The organism is Pantoea sp. CTOTU46764 (assembly GCF_031974595.1).
Lineage (GTDB): Bacteria > Pseudomonadota > Gammaproteobacteria > Enterobacterales > Enterobacteriaceae > Pantoea > Pantoea trifolii.
Map to the genome: position 1 here is coordinate 1 of NZ_DALYOQ010000046.1, position 13,914 is coordinate 13,914.

A 13,914-nucleotide genomic window follows, 5' to 3' on the forward strand; every position below is an offset into this window, starting at 1 on the left:
TCAGTCGGGGATCATAGCACCCGGAGGAGAATGATCGAGATATAAGGGTCGCCATGTATGGCGACCCTCGTGTGAAACCGCTTAACGCACTCTGATCGCAACAAACGTCATCAGCGCCGCGAAGCCAACAAAAATCACCAGTTCCATAACGCCTCCTAACTAAGAAAATTCTTAGTTAATTGTAGTGTTCCGACGCGTGATGTTTAGACAGTGCGTGCGATTAATCCTAACTTTTGAGAGGAAGATCGTGCTTAAAAGCGAATTTACGCGACCAATCTGCTGTAAATATTTCCGCTTCACGGTCACGCTTTGCTACTCTCAAAAAACGGTTGTCTATTAATCCAGGAGGAGAAACTTGTGACCCATTATGGAAAAGCGCTACTGGTAACGGCCTTATTTGCCCTCAGCGCCTGCCAGTCCGCCAGCAAACCTGACAGCAGCGCTGCTGCCAGCCACGATCCGGAAACCGATCAGTGCGGCGCATCGCAATATCAAAACTACGTTGGTCAGCCATTATCAACGCTCGATAGCAAACGCTTCGCGGTGCCGGTGCGTGCCATTCCGTGGAATTCAGCGGTAACGATGGATTTCAATCTGCGTCGGGTGAATTTCGCGGCAGATCAAAGCGGTAAGATTTCCCGGGTGTACTGCGGATAACACCAAAACGACATTGCATTGTCATCTGGCTGTCACAGCGCCGGGCGAGGATAACTGCGCACTACGGAGATTTCCTCGTCACTCTCGAATATGCAATGCTCGTCTTATTTCTTCCCGCTTCGGCGGGAATTTTTTTATCTTTCGGCCTGTAAGGCTGATAGAGGAGCGATGATGAAAAAGAGTGCAAAACTGCTGCTGTTAACGCTGATGTTAAGCCCGCTGGCGCAGGCATCGAGCGAAGCGGCGTGGCAGCAAAACGACAAGAACATGCAGCAAAGCTGTCTCAAGGCCAGCGGCCTGAAGTCAGTGAAAGTGGTCGGTAAGCCGATCCAGTATGATGACAGCGTGGGCTTTGATGCGCTGCTGCTGGAAGGTCGCTATCCGCAAAAGCACATGAAAAATCAGGTCGGGCGCGAACTCTGCCTGTACCAGCGTCAGAGCGGTAAGGCGTTTGTCAGCGAAGCCGATCATCTGCGTACAGTAAAATAAGGGCGTGGGCCGCTAGTTCTGCGGCCCCGATTCCAGCAGTTTTGCCAGTAAATTGCGATAGCTTTGCAGCTGCTGTTCATCCCCTTCAAATTCCAGCTTATCAATCACGCGCGCAATAATCGCTTTGCTGGTGGCAGGCTGTCCGTCATCCATCAGTTCGCGCATGATCGCCGCCAACATGTCGCTCTCATGCGGTGCATGCCAGGCTGGGCTATTGAAATAGTCGGTAATCGCCCGACTGGCGCTGTTTGGCTGGGTTCTCATAGCTGACCTCCGCAGAGACAACGATGCCCACCGCCGGATAATGGCAGCATGGGGAAATAAAGGTTAATCATGCGGACTGTCCAGAACAGACAGCGCGTCGCCAGTGAAGACTGGTGGTTTTTTAAACATAGATGCGGTGTTGAATAATGTCAGTAACGTGTAGACATATTTTTTCACGTTTGCCTGCAGTCGCGATGCGCTTATCTTGCGGCAGGCATTGTTTCAGCACATAAAGACACTAAAAAACGGCCCTCAGACATGATTTGCTGTGAGCAGAATCACGCTCGACAGTGTAAAACTGCGTTTTTTCGCCCATGCCATGTTTTGCCGTCCGGTAATGTTATGAGATTGTTAGACTGAACCCTCGTTTCATTCTTCTGATGCCCACGCCCATGTTACGCTCCATCGAGTCCTGGAAAGTTAATCTGATATCCGTCTGGTTTGGCTGCTTTTTTACCGGCCTCGCCATCAGTCAGATCATTCCCTTCCTGCCGCTGTACGTTGAAGAGCTCGGGATTCGTGGCGGTAACGCGCTCAGCGTCTGGTCTGGACTCACCTTCAGCGTCACCTTCATTGTCTCTGCCGCCGTCGCGCCGTTGTGGGGCAGCTTGGCCGACCGTAAAGGGCGCAAGCTGATGCTGCTGCGCGCCTCGTTCGGCATGGGCGCGGTGATTCTGCTGCAGGCGTTTGTCACTCAGGCGTGGCAACTGTTGCTGCTGCGCGCGCTGATGGGCCTTACTTCCGGTTATATTCCCAATGCGATGGCGCTGGTGGCGGCGCAGGTACCGCGCGAACGCAGCGGCTGGGCGCTGAGTTGTGTCTCCACCGGGCAGATCAGCGGCGTGATTCTCGGGCCGATGATTGGCGGTTTGCTGGCGGACTGGCTCGGCTTGCGCATGGTGTTTATCGTCACGGCGGTGCTGCTGATGGTGAGCTTCCTCGTCACCCTGTTCCTGATAAAAGAGACCGGTTATACGCCGGTCAGCAAGCAGGACAAGTTGAGCGGGCGCGAAGTGTTTCGCAGCCTCGACAATCCGCGCTTAATGATCTGCCTGTTCTTCACCACCATGGTGATTCAGATGTGCAACGGCTCGGTGAATCCGATCCTGACGCTGTTTGTGCGCGAGCTGGCACCCAATGCGCAGAACATCGCGTTTCTCAGCGGGGTGATTGCCGCGTTGCCGGGCGTATCGGCGCTGATCTCCGCGCCACGGCTGGGTAAACTCGGCGATCGCATTGGTACGCAGCGCATTCTGATCGCCACTATGATTGTGTCGTTGCTGCTGCTGGTGGCAATGTCGTTTGTCACCAGCGCGACGCAGTTGGGCGTGCTGCGTTTCCTGCTGGGATTTGCCGATGGCGCGATGATGCCGGCGGTGCAAACGCTGCTGGTACGGCATTCACGCGATAACGTCACCGGGCGTATTTTCGGCTACAACCAATCGTTTATGTACCTAGGGAATGTGGCGGGACCGCTGCTGGGCGCGGCGGTATCGGCGGCAACCGGCTATCGCTGGGTGTTCTTCGCCACGGCGATGGTGGTGTTGGTCAACGTGATCTTCCTGCGCCGCTTCTATCGTCGCCCGAAAACCACGCTGACTCCCCCTTTGAGCCAGCGTGAAAGTGTGGAAAAACCTACTGACGCAACATCAGCGCGTAGTGCCAGCGCTGCTGAGAAAGCAAAAACTCCGGGCTAACGCTTGGACTCCATGAATCGTCACCGCCGACGCCCATGTGGAAGCCGTCGAGGTGCAGCCAGCAACCCTCTTCTGGCTGCAGTAAGTGGCGATGCGAGGTTTCACGCAGCTGTTCAAGGCTGTAGCGACTGAGCGAGAAGGCGAAGTCGCCGCTGACCTGCAAGCCATTGCTTTGTAACTGACGCGTGCCGCAGCGCAAGCCATTTTCACCGGGGAACACATACGCGGTGCTGAGTGCCGCCAGCGGCAGCTGCCAGCGTGAGAACTGCGCCGCCAGCTGGCGATCCGGATAGTTCTCGTGCGGGCCCAAACCAAGCCAGCTCACCTGCTGCGGTGACTTGACCAGTTGGCCGCGCAGCCCGATGCGTGCCGGCGGCGGCAGACCGGCGGCCTGTTCCACATTGACGCTGATGGACAACTCACCGTTCGCGCTGATTTGATAGCGTTTGTGACTGGTAAAAGCCAGTTGGCCGTTGGCGTGCCATTGATGCCAGGTTTCAATCAGCACGCTGTGTTTCAGGCTATCGACCTGCATATCCACCAACACCGCTTGCAACTCATCGTAACCCGCACGTTTCCAGCGCTCGACCCACGCATTAGGATCAACATTCGCGGCTTCGCTGGTGCCGATATCATTATCAATCGGTGCACGAATAAAGCACTCCTGCAATGGCGTCAGCAGCGTTTCTTCATCATCGACAAACCATTGCACCATCTCGCCGCTGCGGCGCGAGAAGTGCCAGCGCTGCTGCGGCAGCACCACCGCCACCAGATCGTGATTGGCGATCAGTTCCGGCGCGGTAGCACCGTTCTCTACAACGCGCACCGGCAGCGCAGCGGGCAGCGGCCACTGATCCCAGGCAACGCGCGCATCCGCTTCGGACCACGGCGTGGCGTTGACCTGATGCACCGCGAGATTCAGCCATGCGTTGCCCTGCAAATCGTCACTGGCCGGCAGCGTAAACGTCTGGCTGCCTTGTGCGGCGAGTTCGAGCGGCAGTTCTCCGCTGGCGATGGCAACGCCATCCTGCTCAATCGACCAGCGCAGCACTTCGTTATCGCTGCGGCGGAACAGATATTCGCTGCTGACGGTAAAGCGATACGGCTGGTTAGCGTCCCGCTGAAACTGGAAGAACTGCTGCGCGCGCTGGGCTTCAAATAGCGCCGGATGCGGTGAGCGGTCGGCAAAAACCAGCCCGTTCATGCAGAACTGGCGATCGTTCGGCGTATCGCCAAAATCCCCGCCGTAGGCTTGCCAGGCTTCGCCGTTGTCGTCGTAGCGCGTCAGGCTTTGATCAACCCAATCCCAGACGAAGCCGCCCTGCAAGCGCGGGAACTGGCGGAACGCCTGCCAGTATTTTGCGAAACCGCCAAAGCTGTTGCCCATCGCGTGCGCGTATTCGCACAGGATCAGTGGACGCGTTTCGCCCGGCAGACCAATCCACTTTTTCAGCGACCACTTGGGTACCGCCGGGAAAGGCTGATCCTGATCGACGCGCGCGTACATCGGGCAGACGATATCGGTGGCGGCCGTGTTGGCGCCGCCGCCTTCGTACTGCACCGGACGCGTTGGATCGCTGCTTTTCACCCATTGATAGAGCGCATCATGGGTGCTGCCGTGACCGGATTCGTTGCCCAATGACCAGATAATGATGCAGGCATGATTGCGATCGCGCTGCACCATGCGCGTGACGCGCTCGCTGTAGGCGGCGAACCAGCGCGGGTCGTTGGAGAGACGGTTCATCGGCTGCATGCCGTGCGTTTCGATATTAGCTTCATCCACTACATACAAACCGTATTGATCGCACAGGCGATACCACAGCGGATGATTAGGGTAGTGCGCGCAGCGCACGGCGTTGAAGTTGTGGCGCTTCATCAGCTCGATGTCGCGGCGCATGCTGGCTTCATCCACCACCTGACCGTTTTCCGGGTGATGTTCATGGCGGTTCACGCCGCGAATCAGCAGCGGCTTGCCGTTCAGGCACAGTTGCCCTTTTTCAATGCTGACGCGGCGGAAACCAACGTCATACGCTTCGGCTTCGAGCACCTTGCCATTTTCATCCAGCAGCGTCACCACCGCGCGATAGAGATGTGGCGTTTCGGCGCTCCACAGCAGCGGCTGGTTGACCGGCAAGATCAGCAGGGCGCGTTCAGGATAATGTCCGCGCTCGTCGATGATGTCGCTGCCAGGCACCTGTTCCTGCTCGCCAAGGCAGCTGTCGCCGCGCCACAGGCTGACGCGCAAGCGGCATTGTGCGGGCTGACGATCGCCAGCGTGGATTTTGACGCTAACGCGCAGATCGCCGCGCAGGTATTCCGGGCTCAGTGCGGTTTCAATCTGCACATCGGCCAGTTGCGTCTCGGGTTTGTGCAGCAAGCTGACATCGCGGAAGATGCCGCTCATGCGCCACATATCCTGATCTTCCAGATAGCTGCCATCGCTCCAGCGCAGCACCATCACGGCTAAACGGTTCTGGCCGGGCTGCAGCGCGTTGCTGAGGTCAAATTCGGCGGGCAGGCGACTGTCCTGCGAATAGCCGATCCACTGGCCGTTACACCATAGGAAGAAGGCCGAATTCACGCCATCGAAGATAATGCGCGTCTGGCCCTGTTGCAGCCAGTTAGCATCAACTTTAAATGTGAGCGAGTAACATCCAGTAGGATTCTCTTGCGGCACCAAAGGCGGCGTGACCGGAATCGGATACTGAACGTTGGTATAAATCGGCGCGTCAAAACCGTGCAGCTGCCAGTTAGCGGGCACCGGTAGCGCATCGGCGCCGGGCAGATCCTGCAGCAGCCAGCTTTGCGGTACCGCTTCAGGCTGCGTGAAGTAGCTGAAAGTCCATTGGCCATTTAATGACTGGCGCGAAGGCGAAGGGCGATCGTCGCGCGCGCTGGTTTCATCGCGCCAGCTGGCAAACGGCGGATGCGCATCCAGCCGATTAAGGCTGGTGATCACCGGGTTTTCCCAGTCACGACGCGCCAGAATTTCACTCAGGGATACAGCAGATAAGCTCATGATGAGATCTCATTTATTGTAATGCGCTCACATTGCGCGAAATTGCACCGGCTGTAAAGCGTTCGACAGCAATTTTGCGTAGCGCGTTGGCATCAATCGATGCCGCCTGTGTGATGTTTTTGCCGCTTTAGTGCCAGTGAATTGTTAAGCGTGGTGAGCAGAGATGAATAGCGCCGTGTTGCGGAGAATTCTGTATTGTCGCGCCTGATGCGGCCTCATACACTCAGCCCGATTTCACCATTCCGAGGTAATTATGGTCCGTATTATTAAAATCGCCGCAGTTGTGGCACTGGTCACCGCGCTGAGCGGTTGTATTTTCCCCCCTCCGGGCGGCGGCGGTTGGGGCGGCGGTCATGGTGGCGGCGGTCCGGGACGCGGCTTTATGGGGCCTCATTAATACCCGTCATACTTCAAGCTGCAGGTGCGTTGGCTGCGTGCATTCACCTTCAGTCACTTACTAAAGTAAGCTCCTGAGGATGATTGCACTTGCCGCCTTCCTGCAACTCGAATTATTTAGGGTATAGGTTAGCGAAACGTTTCAATAAATCTTTAAACGCCTGGTGAAACGTTTCGCTATTACATATTGAAATCTAGCCGGTTTTTTTATTCTGCCGTTTGGCTGTTTTTTTCTGAAAACCCTTAAAAATCCTTGTTGTTTTATTCAGCGCAATGATAACGTCTGTTTTTCTTCTCTCATTGAGCTTGTCGCATGAAAAACCTGATTGCGGAACTCCTTCTAAAGCTGGCTGAAAAAGAAGAAGAGTCTAAAGAATTAGTGGTACAGGTTGAGGCGTTAGAAATCGTGTTAACCGCGATGCTGCGTAAACTGAATCCCGAACAATTTCACGACATTGAGGCCGCTATTAAATTAGCCATGCCGCCCGTCGCCCCCGCTGCTGAAACGCCCGATACCACCCTGCTGCGTAATTACGTAGAGAAGTTGCTGCATCATCCCCGCGTTTAACGGCTATCGCCTGTTTTTTCAGGTGAATGTCATTATCGATTTCTCGTATTTGCTTATTCCGTGCCATGCTTAGGTGGCAATAATGCTATGGAGAATCCGGTAATGAAATCGTGTCTTTTGGCAATAATGACAGCAGGCTTGCTGATTGCAGGCGGAGCAAGTGCGGCTGAGAAAACTGCACAGCAGGAAAAAATGACCATGTGTAACCAGAGCGCCGGTACACAAAATCTGAAAGGCGATGCGCGTAAAAGCTTTATGAGTGACTGTCTGAAAAAAGACAGCAAAATGGGCAATATGACGCCGCAACAAATGAAGATGAAAACCTGTAATGCTGATGCGGGCGATAAAAAGCTCACCGGCGATGCACGTAAAACGTTTATGAGTTCGTGCCTGAAGAAAAGCTGATTTAATTAACGGTTAGCTCCGTTTTATTAAATCTAATCTGCGTGAAAAGTAATAAGGGTTCATGTTTGGCGTGAACCCTTTTTTATTGCTGTAAGCTGCAGCGCAGTGGTATTCAATTTCACTTATCACGTCAGAGGAAAAACTCATATCAGGATCCTCATCACAAAATTGCGCCGATAACGCTGCCAGGATGTTTTAGTCCTAATCGATGACTAATTATTCTGAACGCCTAATCCCCGCGAAGCCGGACCGTTCGTTGGGCAGCCTTTACCCGTGGAGCCTGCTATGAATGTGCTTGATTATGCTGTGATGGCGCTTTATGTGCTGATGATTGTGGCTATAACCTTATGGGCGATGCGCAAGGTGGGCAGCACGCGTGATTTCTTTGCCGCCGGCGGCAAAATGCCGTGGTGGCTGTCGGGCGTGTCGCATCATATGTCGGGCTACAGCGCGGCGGTGTTTGTCGCCTATGCGGCGGTGGCCTACAACATGGGCATCACCATCTACTTTTGGTGGGCGTTTCCCATCGCTATCGCGGTGTTGATCGGTTCTCGCCTGTTCGCGCCGCGCTGGGCGCGCTTGCGCATCTACATGAACATCGAATCGCCAATGGAATATCTCGCCACGCGCTACAACCTGCCCACGCAAATGGTGCTGGCGTGGAGCGGGGTGCTGCTAAAAACCTTTGACGTCGGCGCAAAGTGGGCGGCGATTGCGGTGATTATTAACGTTTTCACCGGACTCGATCCGCTGATTGGCATCTGTGTTTCCGGCGCGCTGAGTTTGTTTTACACCGTGATGGGCGGATTGTGGGCCGATGCCTGCAACGACTTCGGTCAGTTCGTGGTGCAGTTTGTCGCCGCGATTGTGATGGTGGTCGCCGTGGCGGTGCATCTCGGCGGTTTTGCTGAGCTGTTCACCATCTGGCAGAAGCTGCCGTCAACCCACACGCAGATCATTCAGGAGCCGTACAGCATCGGCTTTATTCTCGCTTATTTTGTCATCTACACGCTGAGCTACAACGGCGGCACCTGGAATCTGGCTCAGCGCTTTATTGCCGCGCCCGCTGGACGCGATGCGCGCAAAGCGGCGCGCCTCTCTGCCGCGCTCTATCTGATCTGGCCGCTGATTCTGTTCTGGCCAATGTGGGCGGCGCCGCTTTTGTTCCCAAATCTCAGCGATCCGTCGCGATCCTATTCGATGATGGCGATGGAATTGCTGCCGAATGGCTTGGTCGGTTTGGTGCTGGTGGCGATGTTTACTCACACGCTGTCGATGACCTCTTCGGATGCCAACGCCATTACTGCCGTGGTGACGCGCGATATCCTGCCCGGCATGCTACCGAAACGCTTTCAGCGCGGTAAAAGCTCGCTGCTGGTGGCGCGGCTCACCGCTTTTCTCTTCATTATCACCACGCTGGTGATTGCCATGAACGCCAGCCACTTCGGCGGCGTGCTGTCGCTGCTGATCATCTGGTTTGGCGGCTTAGTCGGTCCGATCTCCATTCCCATGCTGCTGGGTTTGCTGCCGGCGTTTCGTCGCAGCGGCAGCGCCGCCGCACTGGTGAGTTGGGCGATTGGCGTCGGCACTTTCTTCTGCGTGAAATTTATCTTTACCGATGTCAGCACCGCCACCGTGGTGGCCGCGCCGGTGATGTCTTCACTGGTGCTGTTTGTGGTGATGGGCTGGTTGCGCCGCGCGCCGGTGCGTCCGGAAGTGGATCAGCTGCTCAATGCACTCAATCAGGATCAGGATACGCCCGCCGCACAACGCTGGGCGCAAAAAAGCAACGTCTCTCAGGAGGGATAACATGACGCTACTACAACAGGGAACCCGAGATCGCTTACATATCAAACGTTTTGCCAGCCGCGCAGCATTAGGTGCGGATGCGGCGCAGGATGTGGCTGCGTTTCTGCGTCAACGGCTGAGTGAACAGCTTGTGGTGCGCATGGTGTTTGCCGCCGCGCCCTCGCAAAACGAGTTTCTCGCCGCGCTGGTGGCGGCAAAGGATATCGACTGGTCGCGCATTCACGCCTTCCATATGGATGAGTACATCGGGCTGGATGAGCATGCGCCGCAGCGTTTTAGCCACTTTTTACGCCAGAAACTTTTTGATGTGGTGCAGCCCGGCGAAGTTCATCTGATCCCCTCTTGCGGCGATTCTGCAGAAATTTGTGCGGATTACGCTAAAAAACTTAATGCCGCACCGATTGATGTGGTGTGCCTCGGTATTGGCGAGAACGGCCATTTAGCCTTCAACGATCCGCCAGTGGCCGACTTCAGCGATCCTTGCACTGTGAAAGTAGTGCAACTGGATGATGCCTGCCGCCAGCAGCAGGTCAACGATGGCTGTTTCGCCACTTTCGCTGCGGTGCCGACACATGCCGTGACGCTAACGATTCCCGCATTAATGAGTGGCGCGCGACTGTTCTGCATGGTGCCGGGCGCCACTAAACGCGCGGCGGTGCGGGCAACGCTTGAGGATGCGATCTCCAGCGCCTGTCCGGCGACGTGTCTGCGCCAGCATGCCAACTGCACGCTCTATACCGACAGCGATGCTTGCCCGGAGGTGATGTTTGACTAACCTCATTTTGCGCGGCCGCGATTACCGTACGTTGCAACCGATTGAGCTGGAGATTGAGCACGGCATCATCATCGATGTGCGCGCGCTAAGCGAGCTGGAAGAGGAGATTATCCTCGCACCGGGCTTGGTCGATCTGCAGGTCAACGGCTTTCAGGGCGTCGATTTCAACCACTTTCCCTTCAGCGAAGAGGATGTGCTGCACGCCACGCGCGCGCTGTGGCAGCAGGGCGTCACCAGCTTTCTGCCGACGGTGATCACCGCCATGCCGGAGGAGATTGCGCAGGCGATGCAGCGACTCGCCAGCGCCTGCCAGCATCATCCTGACGTGGCGCGCGCCGTACCCGGTTTTCATCTGGAAGGACCGTTTTTGTCGCCTGAAGATGGGCCGCGCGGTGCGCATCCGCGTGAAGCGATTCGCGCACCGGATATCGCGCTGTTCGACAGCTGGCAGCACGCAGCGCAGCAGCATATTCGCCTATTGACGCTGTCACCGGAATGGCCGCACAGCGATGCGCTGATCAAGCATTGTGTGGCGCAGCAGGTGCGCGTCGCCATTGGGCACACTTCCGCCACGCCACAGCAAATTCATGCGGCGGTTGACGCGGGTGCCACGCTCTCCACCCATCTCGGCAACGGCGCGCATCTGCAACTGCCGCGCCACCCCAATTACATCTGGCAGCAGCTGGCTGAAGATGCGCTGACGGCTACCTTGATTGCCGATGGCGATCACCTGCCGGCGGACGTGCTGAAAGTGTTCCTGCGTGCCAAAGGCGAGCAGGCGCTGCTGGTCAGTGACGTCACTTCTTTTGCTGGGCAGCCGCCGGGCATCTATGACACGGCGATTGGTGGCCGCGTGCAGCTCAGCGCCAGCGGACGCCTGAGCATCGCCGATGCACCGCAACTGCTGGCGGGATCGGCGCGGGGTTTACTTGATGGCGTGAATTTCCTGTTGCGTCAGCAATTGGCGACGCTGGCGCAGGCAATCGAGATGGCTTCCATACGACCGGCCCGCCAGCTCAATCTGCCGCAGCAGCAAGGTTTAGCCTGCGGCGCACCCGCCGATGTGTTGCTGCTTGCTGCTCAGCCGGATGGCAGCGTGGCATTACGCAGTTGTGTGAAGCAAGGCGCTGCAGTGTGGAGTGAAAACGCAGATTATCTTTAGCCATTAAACAACGACTTACCTCTCGCTGCGCTTTGTTGTTGCGGACAAATCACCATGCTTTGCCAGGCTTACTCTTTGTAGGGATTTGCTGTTTACATCAAAAACCAGAAGAAAGGAGGCCTAACGTGAGCTATCAAACTGTCGTAGAACTCAAGTCGCTGGCGCAGCGCAAACCCACCAAATTTACCGTCGGCGACACCGATGTGGTGTTAATTCGTGATGATGAAATTGTGCAGGCGTTTCAGGCCAAATGTCCGCACGCCGGTGCGCCGTTAGAGCAGGGCGCGGTGTGTGGCGACAAGCTGATCTGTCCGTGGCACAAAGCGGTATTTCAGCTGCAGGATGGGCAGATGTGCGAGCCGCTGGCGCTGGCCAATCTCAAGCGTTATCCGGTGCGCATCGAACAAGGCAAAGTGCTGGTTAGCCCGCAGGCGATGTCGGCCGCCAGTGCGCCTTCTGCACAAGACGAGACGCCGGTTTGCGTGATTCTGGGTTCTGGCGCGGCGGGCAGCGCGGCGATCTGGACGCTACGCGATGCAGGTTTTAGCGGGCACATCGTGCTGATTGAGCGGGAATCGGCTGCGCCTTACGATCGCACCGCGCTGAGCAAATTTGTGCCGTCAGGCAAAATGGCGATTGAAGACGTACCGAAGCTGCTGAAGCAGGATGTGCTGGGCACGGTGGAGCGGATTCAAGGCGATGTCGAGCAGCTCAAAGCGCTTGAGCAAACGCTGATCCTCAAAGGCGGCCAGCAGGTGAAGTTTGACCAACTGCTGATTGCCAGCGGTAGCGTGCCGCAAGCGCTGGATATACCGGGTAAAGATCTCAACGGCGTGCATCTGCTGCGCTCGCTTAATCAGGCCGATGAACTACTCAAAGAGGTCGATAAAACTGAGCAGCTGGTGATTATCGGCAACAGCTTTATTGGCATGGAGATGGCGGGATCGCTGCGTAATCGTGATGTTGATGTCACGGTGATTGCGCGCCATCCGCTGCCGTTTGCTCAACAGTTTGGCGAAGAGATTGGCCGCCATTTTTACGATCTGCATCGCAGTAACGGCGTGAAGTTTGTCGAAGGCGATCCGGTGGCGCTGGAAGGCGAGGGCAAAGTAAATGCCGTGCGCCTGAAGAGTGGCAAAAAAGTCGATGCCAGTGTGGTGCTGTTTGGTACAGGCGTGGTGCCGGCGACAACATTCATCCACGATCTGCCGCTGGAAGAGGATGGCAGTTTGCTCACCGACAGCCAGCTGCGCGTAGCCGATAACATCTGGGTGGCCGGCGATATCGCCAGTTATCCGTCGGTGCAGGGCCCACAACGTATTGAGCACTATCGCGTGGCGCATCAGCAAGGGCGCATTGCGGCGCTGAATATGTTAGGAAAACAGATTCTGTATGACCGCGTGCCGTTCTTCTGGACCGCGCATTACGGGACGCGTTATGAGTATTTGGGGCATGCGGAAGAGTGGGATGATTACCGGCTGCTGGGATCGCTGCAGAATAAGCAGTTTATCGCTTTCTATTGTCAGGAAGGGATGATTGCGGCGGTGTGTTCTGCCGGGCTGTATACGCTGACGGCAGCGCTGGTGCAGGAGATGCAGCAGCCCATGACGCTGGCGCAGGGTATTGCGTTATATGAGGCGTACTCTGCGGCCTGATGCCCTCACCCCGGCCCTCTCCCACAGGGAGAGGGAGACGCACGATCAATTCCTTCTCCCGCTTGGGAGATGCTGCCATATGCTCTATTGGTACCCCCTCCCGCTTGCGGGAGAGGGTTAGGGTGAGGGGCAAGCCGCACCGATCACTGCTTACTCAACGCCTCTGACTTCGCCATACACTGCTGCATCGCGTTCATCACCGCCGCACGGAAGCCTTTCTCTTCCAGCACTTTCACCGCTTCAATGGTGGTGCCGCCTGGCGAGCACACCATATCCTTCAGCTCGCCCGGATGCTTGCCGGTTTCCAGCACCATCTGCGCCGAGCCTTTGACCGCCTGCGCCGCGAACTGATACGCCAGCGCACGCGGCATGCCGCCGAGCACCGCGGCATCGGCCATCGCTTCGATAAACATAAACACATACGCTGGCGCGGAACCGCTGACGCCGACCACCGCGTGAATCAGGTATTCATTCACCACCGCCGCTTTGCCGAAGCTTTCGAAAATGCCCACCACTTCATCCACTTCATGCGCTTCCACCAGCACGTTTGGCGTCACGGAGGTCATGCCTTCGTTCACCAGCGAGGGCGTGTTGGGCATCACGCGGATGATTTTGCGATCGTGGCCGAGCACCGACGCCAGAGAATCCAGCGTTACGCCGGCCGCAATCGAGACCACCAGCACATCTTTCTTCAGCTGGCCGGCAAGATCTTTCAGCACTTTGAGAATCACATTGGGTTTCACCGCGCCAAACAGGATATCCACTTCGCGCGCCAGACTTTCCACACTCTCTGCGGCGGTAACGCCATATTGCTGCGCCATCGCCTGATTGGTGGCGGGCTTGCGGTCAAATACCCAGATATTGGCGGGGGCGATCTGCCCGCTGTTGACCAGTCCGCTAATAATGGCTTTCGCCATATTGCCGCAGCCGACAAACCCGATTTTCTTCTCCAGCATCGCTTTATCCTCTAAGTGGTTCATTTTCTGTGGGGGTAAGCTTACGTCAGCAGGGATTAATA

13 protein-coding genes are annotated in these 13,914 nt (G+C 56.5%); 10 read left to right on the plus strand and 3 right to left on the minus strand.

The features are described 5' to 3' along the window. Positions 1–357 precede the first annotated feature (357 nt). Positions 358–657: an I78 family peptidase inhibitor gene (locus RTM06_RS15130; protein WP_265299862.1), complete on the plus strand. Its 300-nt coding sequence runs from the start codon at positions 358–360 to the stop codon at positions 655–657. 171 nt (positions 658–828) lie between these two features. Further along, entirely contained in the window at positions 829–1,146 is a 318-nt protein-coding gene (locus tag RTM06_RS15135; RefSeq protein WP_154191695.1) for a hypothetical protein, read from the plus strand. 12 nt (positions 1,147–1,158) lie between these two features. Here RTM06_RS15135 and RTM06_RS15140 read toward each other — a convergent pair whose 3' ends face one another. Next, the gene (locus RTM06_RS15140) at positions 1,159–1,410 is read right to left on the minus strand and encodes a biofilm development regulator YmgB/AriR family protein (RefSeq protein ID WP_008106027.1); all 252 of its coding nucleotides are present in this window, start codon (positions 1,408–1,410) and stop codon (positions 1,159–1,161) included. 392 nt (positions 1,411–1,802) lie between these two features. Here RTM06_RS15140 and RTM06_RS15145 point away from each other — a divergent pair, with 392 nt between their 5' ends. Further along, the gene (locus tag RTM06_RS15145) at positions 1,803–3,107 is read left to right on the plus strand and encodes a multidrug efflux MFS transporter (protein WP_293791637.1); all 1,305 of its coding nucleotides are present in this window, start codon (positions 1,803–1,805) and stop codon (positions 3,105–3,107) included. Here the strand turns inward: RTM06_RS15145 and RTM06_RS15150 are convergent. Next, positions 3,046–6,126: a beta-galactosidase gene (locus RTM06_RS15150; RefSeq protein WP_312183273.1), complete on the minus strand. Its 3,081-nt coding sequence runs from the start codon at positions 6,124–6,126 to the stop codon at positions 3,046–3,048. The two genes, RTM06_RS15145 and RTM06_RS15150, sit on opposite strands and share 62 nt — an antisense overlap. 253 nt (positions 6,127–6,379) lie before the next feature. On the opposite strand from RTM06_RS15150, the gene RTM06_RS15155 reads away from it, so the two are divergent. The 7 genes from RTM06_RS15155 to RTM06_RS15185 all read left to right on the plus strand — a co-directional run bounded on the left by RTM06_RS15155 (position 6,380) and on the right by RTM06_RS15185 (position 12,896). Next, positions 6,380–6,523 (plus strand): hypothetical protein, encoded by a 144-nt coding sequence (locus tag RTM06_RS15155; protein WP_008106033.1) that lies wholly within the window; start codon positions 6,380–6,382, stop codon positions 6,521–6,523. Between the two features lie 312 nt (positions 6,524–6,835). Next, on the plus strand, positions 6,836–7,090 hold the full coding sequence (gene iraP, locus RTM06_RS15160; protein WP_256695747.1) for an anti-adapter protein IraP: 255 nt from the start codon (positions 6,836–6,838) through the stop codon (positions 7,088–7,090). A 102-nt stretch (positions 7,091–7,192) separates the two neighbouring features. Next, positions 7,193–7,495 carry a PsiF family protein gene (locus RTM06_RS15165; RefSeq protein WP_008106038.1) on the plus strand — a complete coding sequence of 101 codons (303 nt, stop codon included), beginning with the start codon at positions 7,193–7,195 and terminating at the stop codon, positions 7,493–7,495. Between the two features lie 285 nt (positions 7,496–7,780). After that, positions 7,781–9,304 carry a sodium:solute symporter family protein gene (locus tag RTM06_RS15170; protein WP_312183277.1) on the plus strand — a complete coding sequence of 508 codons (1,524 nt, stop codon included), beginning with the start codon at positions 7,781–7,783 and terminating at the stop codon, positions 9,302–9,304. A 1-nt stretch (position 9,305) separates the two neighbouring features. Then, on the plus strand, positions 9,306–10,079 hold the full coding sequence (locus tag RTM06_RS15175) for a glucosamine-6-phosphate deaminase (protein WP_312183279.1): 774 nt from the start codon (positions 9,306–9,308) through the stop codon (positions 10,077–10,079). Next, entirely contained in the window at positions 10,072–11,241 is a 1,170-nt protein-coding gene (locus RTM06_RS15180) for an amidohydrolase family protein (RefSeq protein WP_312183281.1), read from the plus strand. Before RTM06_RS15175 ends, RTM06_RS15180 begins: the two co-directional genes overlap by 8 nt. Positions 11,242–11,366: 125 nt before the next feature. After that, entirely contained in the window at positions 11,367–12,896 is a 1,530-nt protein-coding gene (locus RTM06_RS15185) for an FAD-dependent oxidoreductase (protein ID WP_312183283.1), read from the plus strand. 143 nt (positions 12,897–13,039) lie between these two features. Here RTM06_RS15185 and proC read toward each other — a convergent pair whose 3' ends face one another. After that, positions 13,040–13,852, minus strand: a complete 813-nt coding sequence (gene proC / locus RTM06_RS15190) for a pyrroline-5-carboxylate reductase (RefSeq protein WP_312183315.1) — start codon at positions 13,850–13,852, stop codon at positions 13,040–13,042. Between the last annotated feature and the right edge of the window lie 62 nt (positions 13,853–13,914).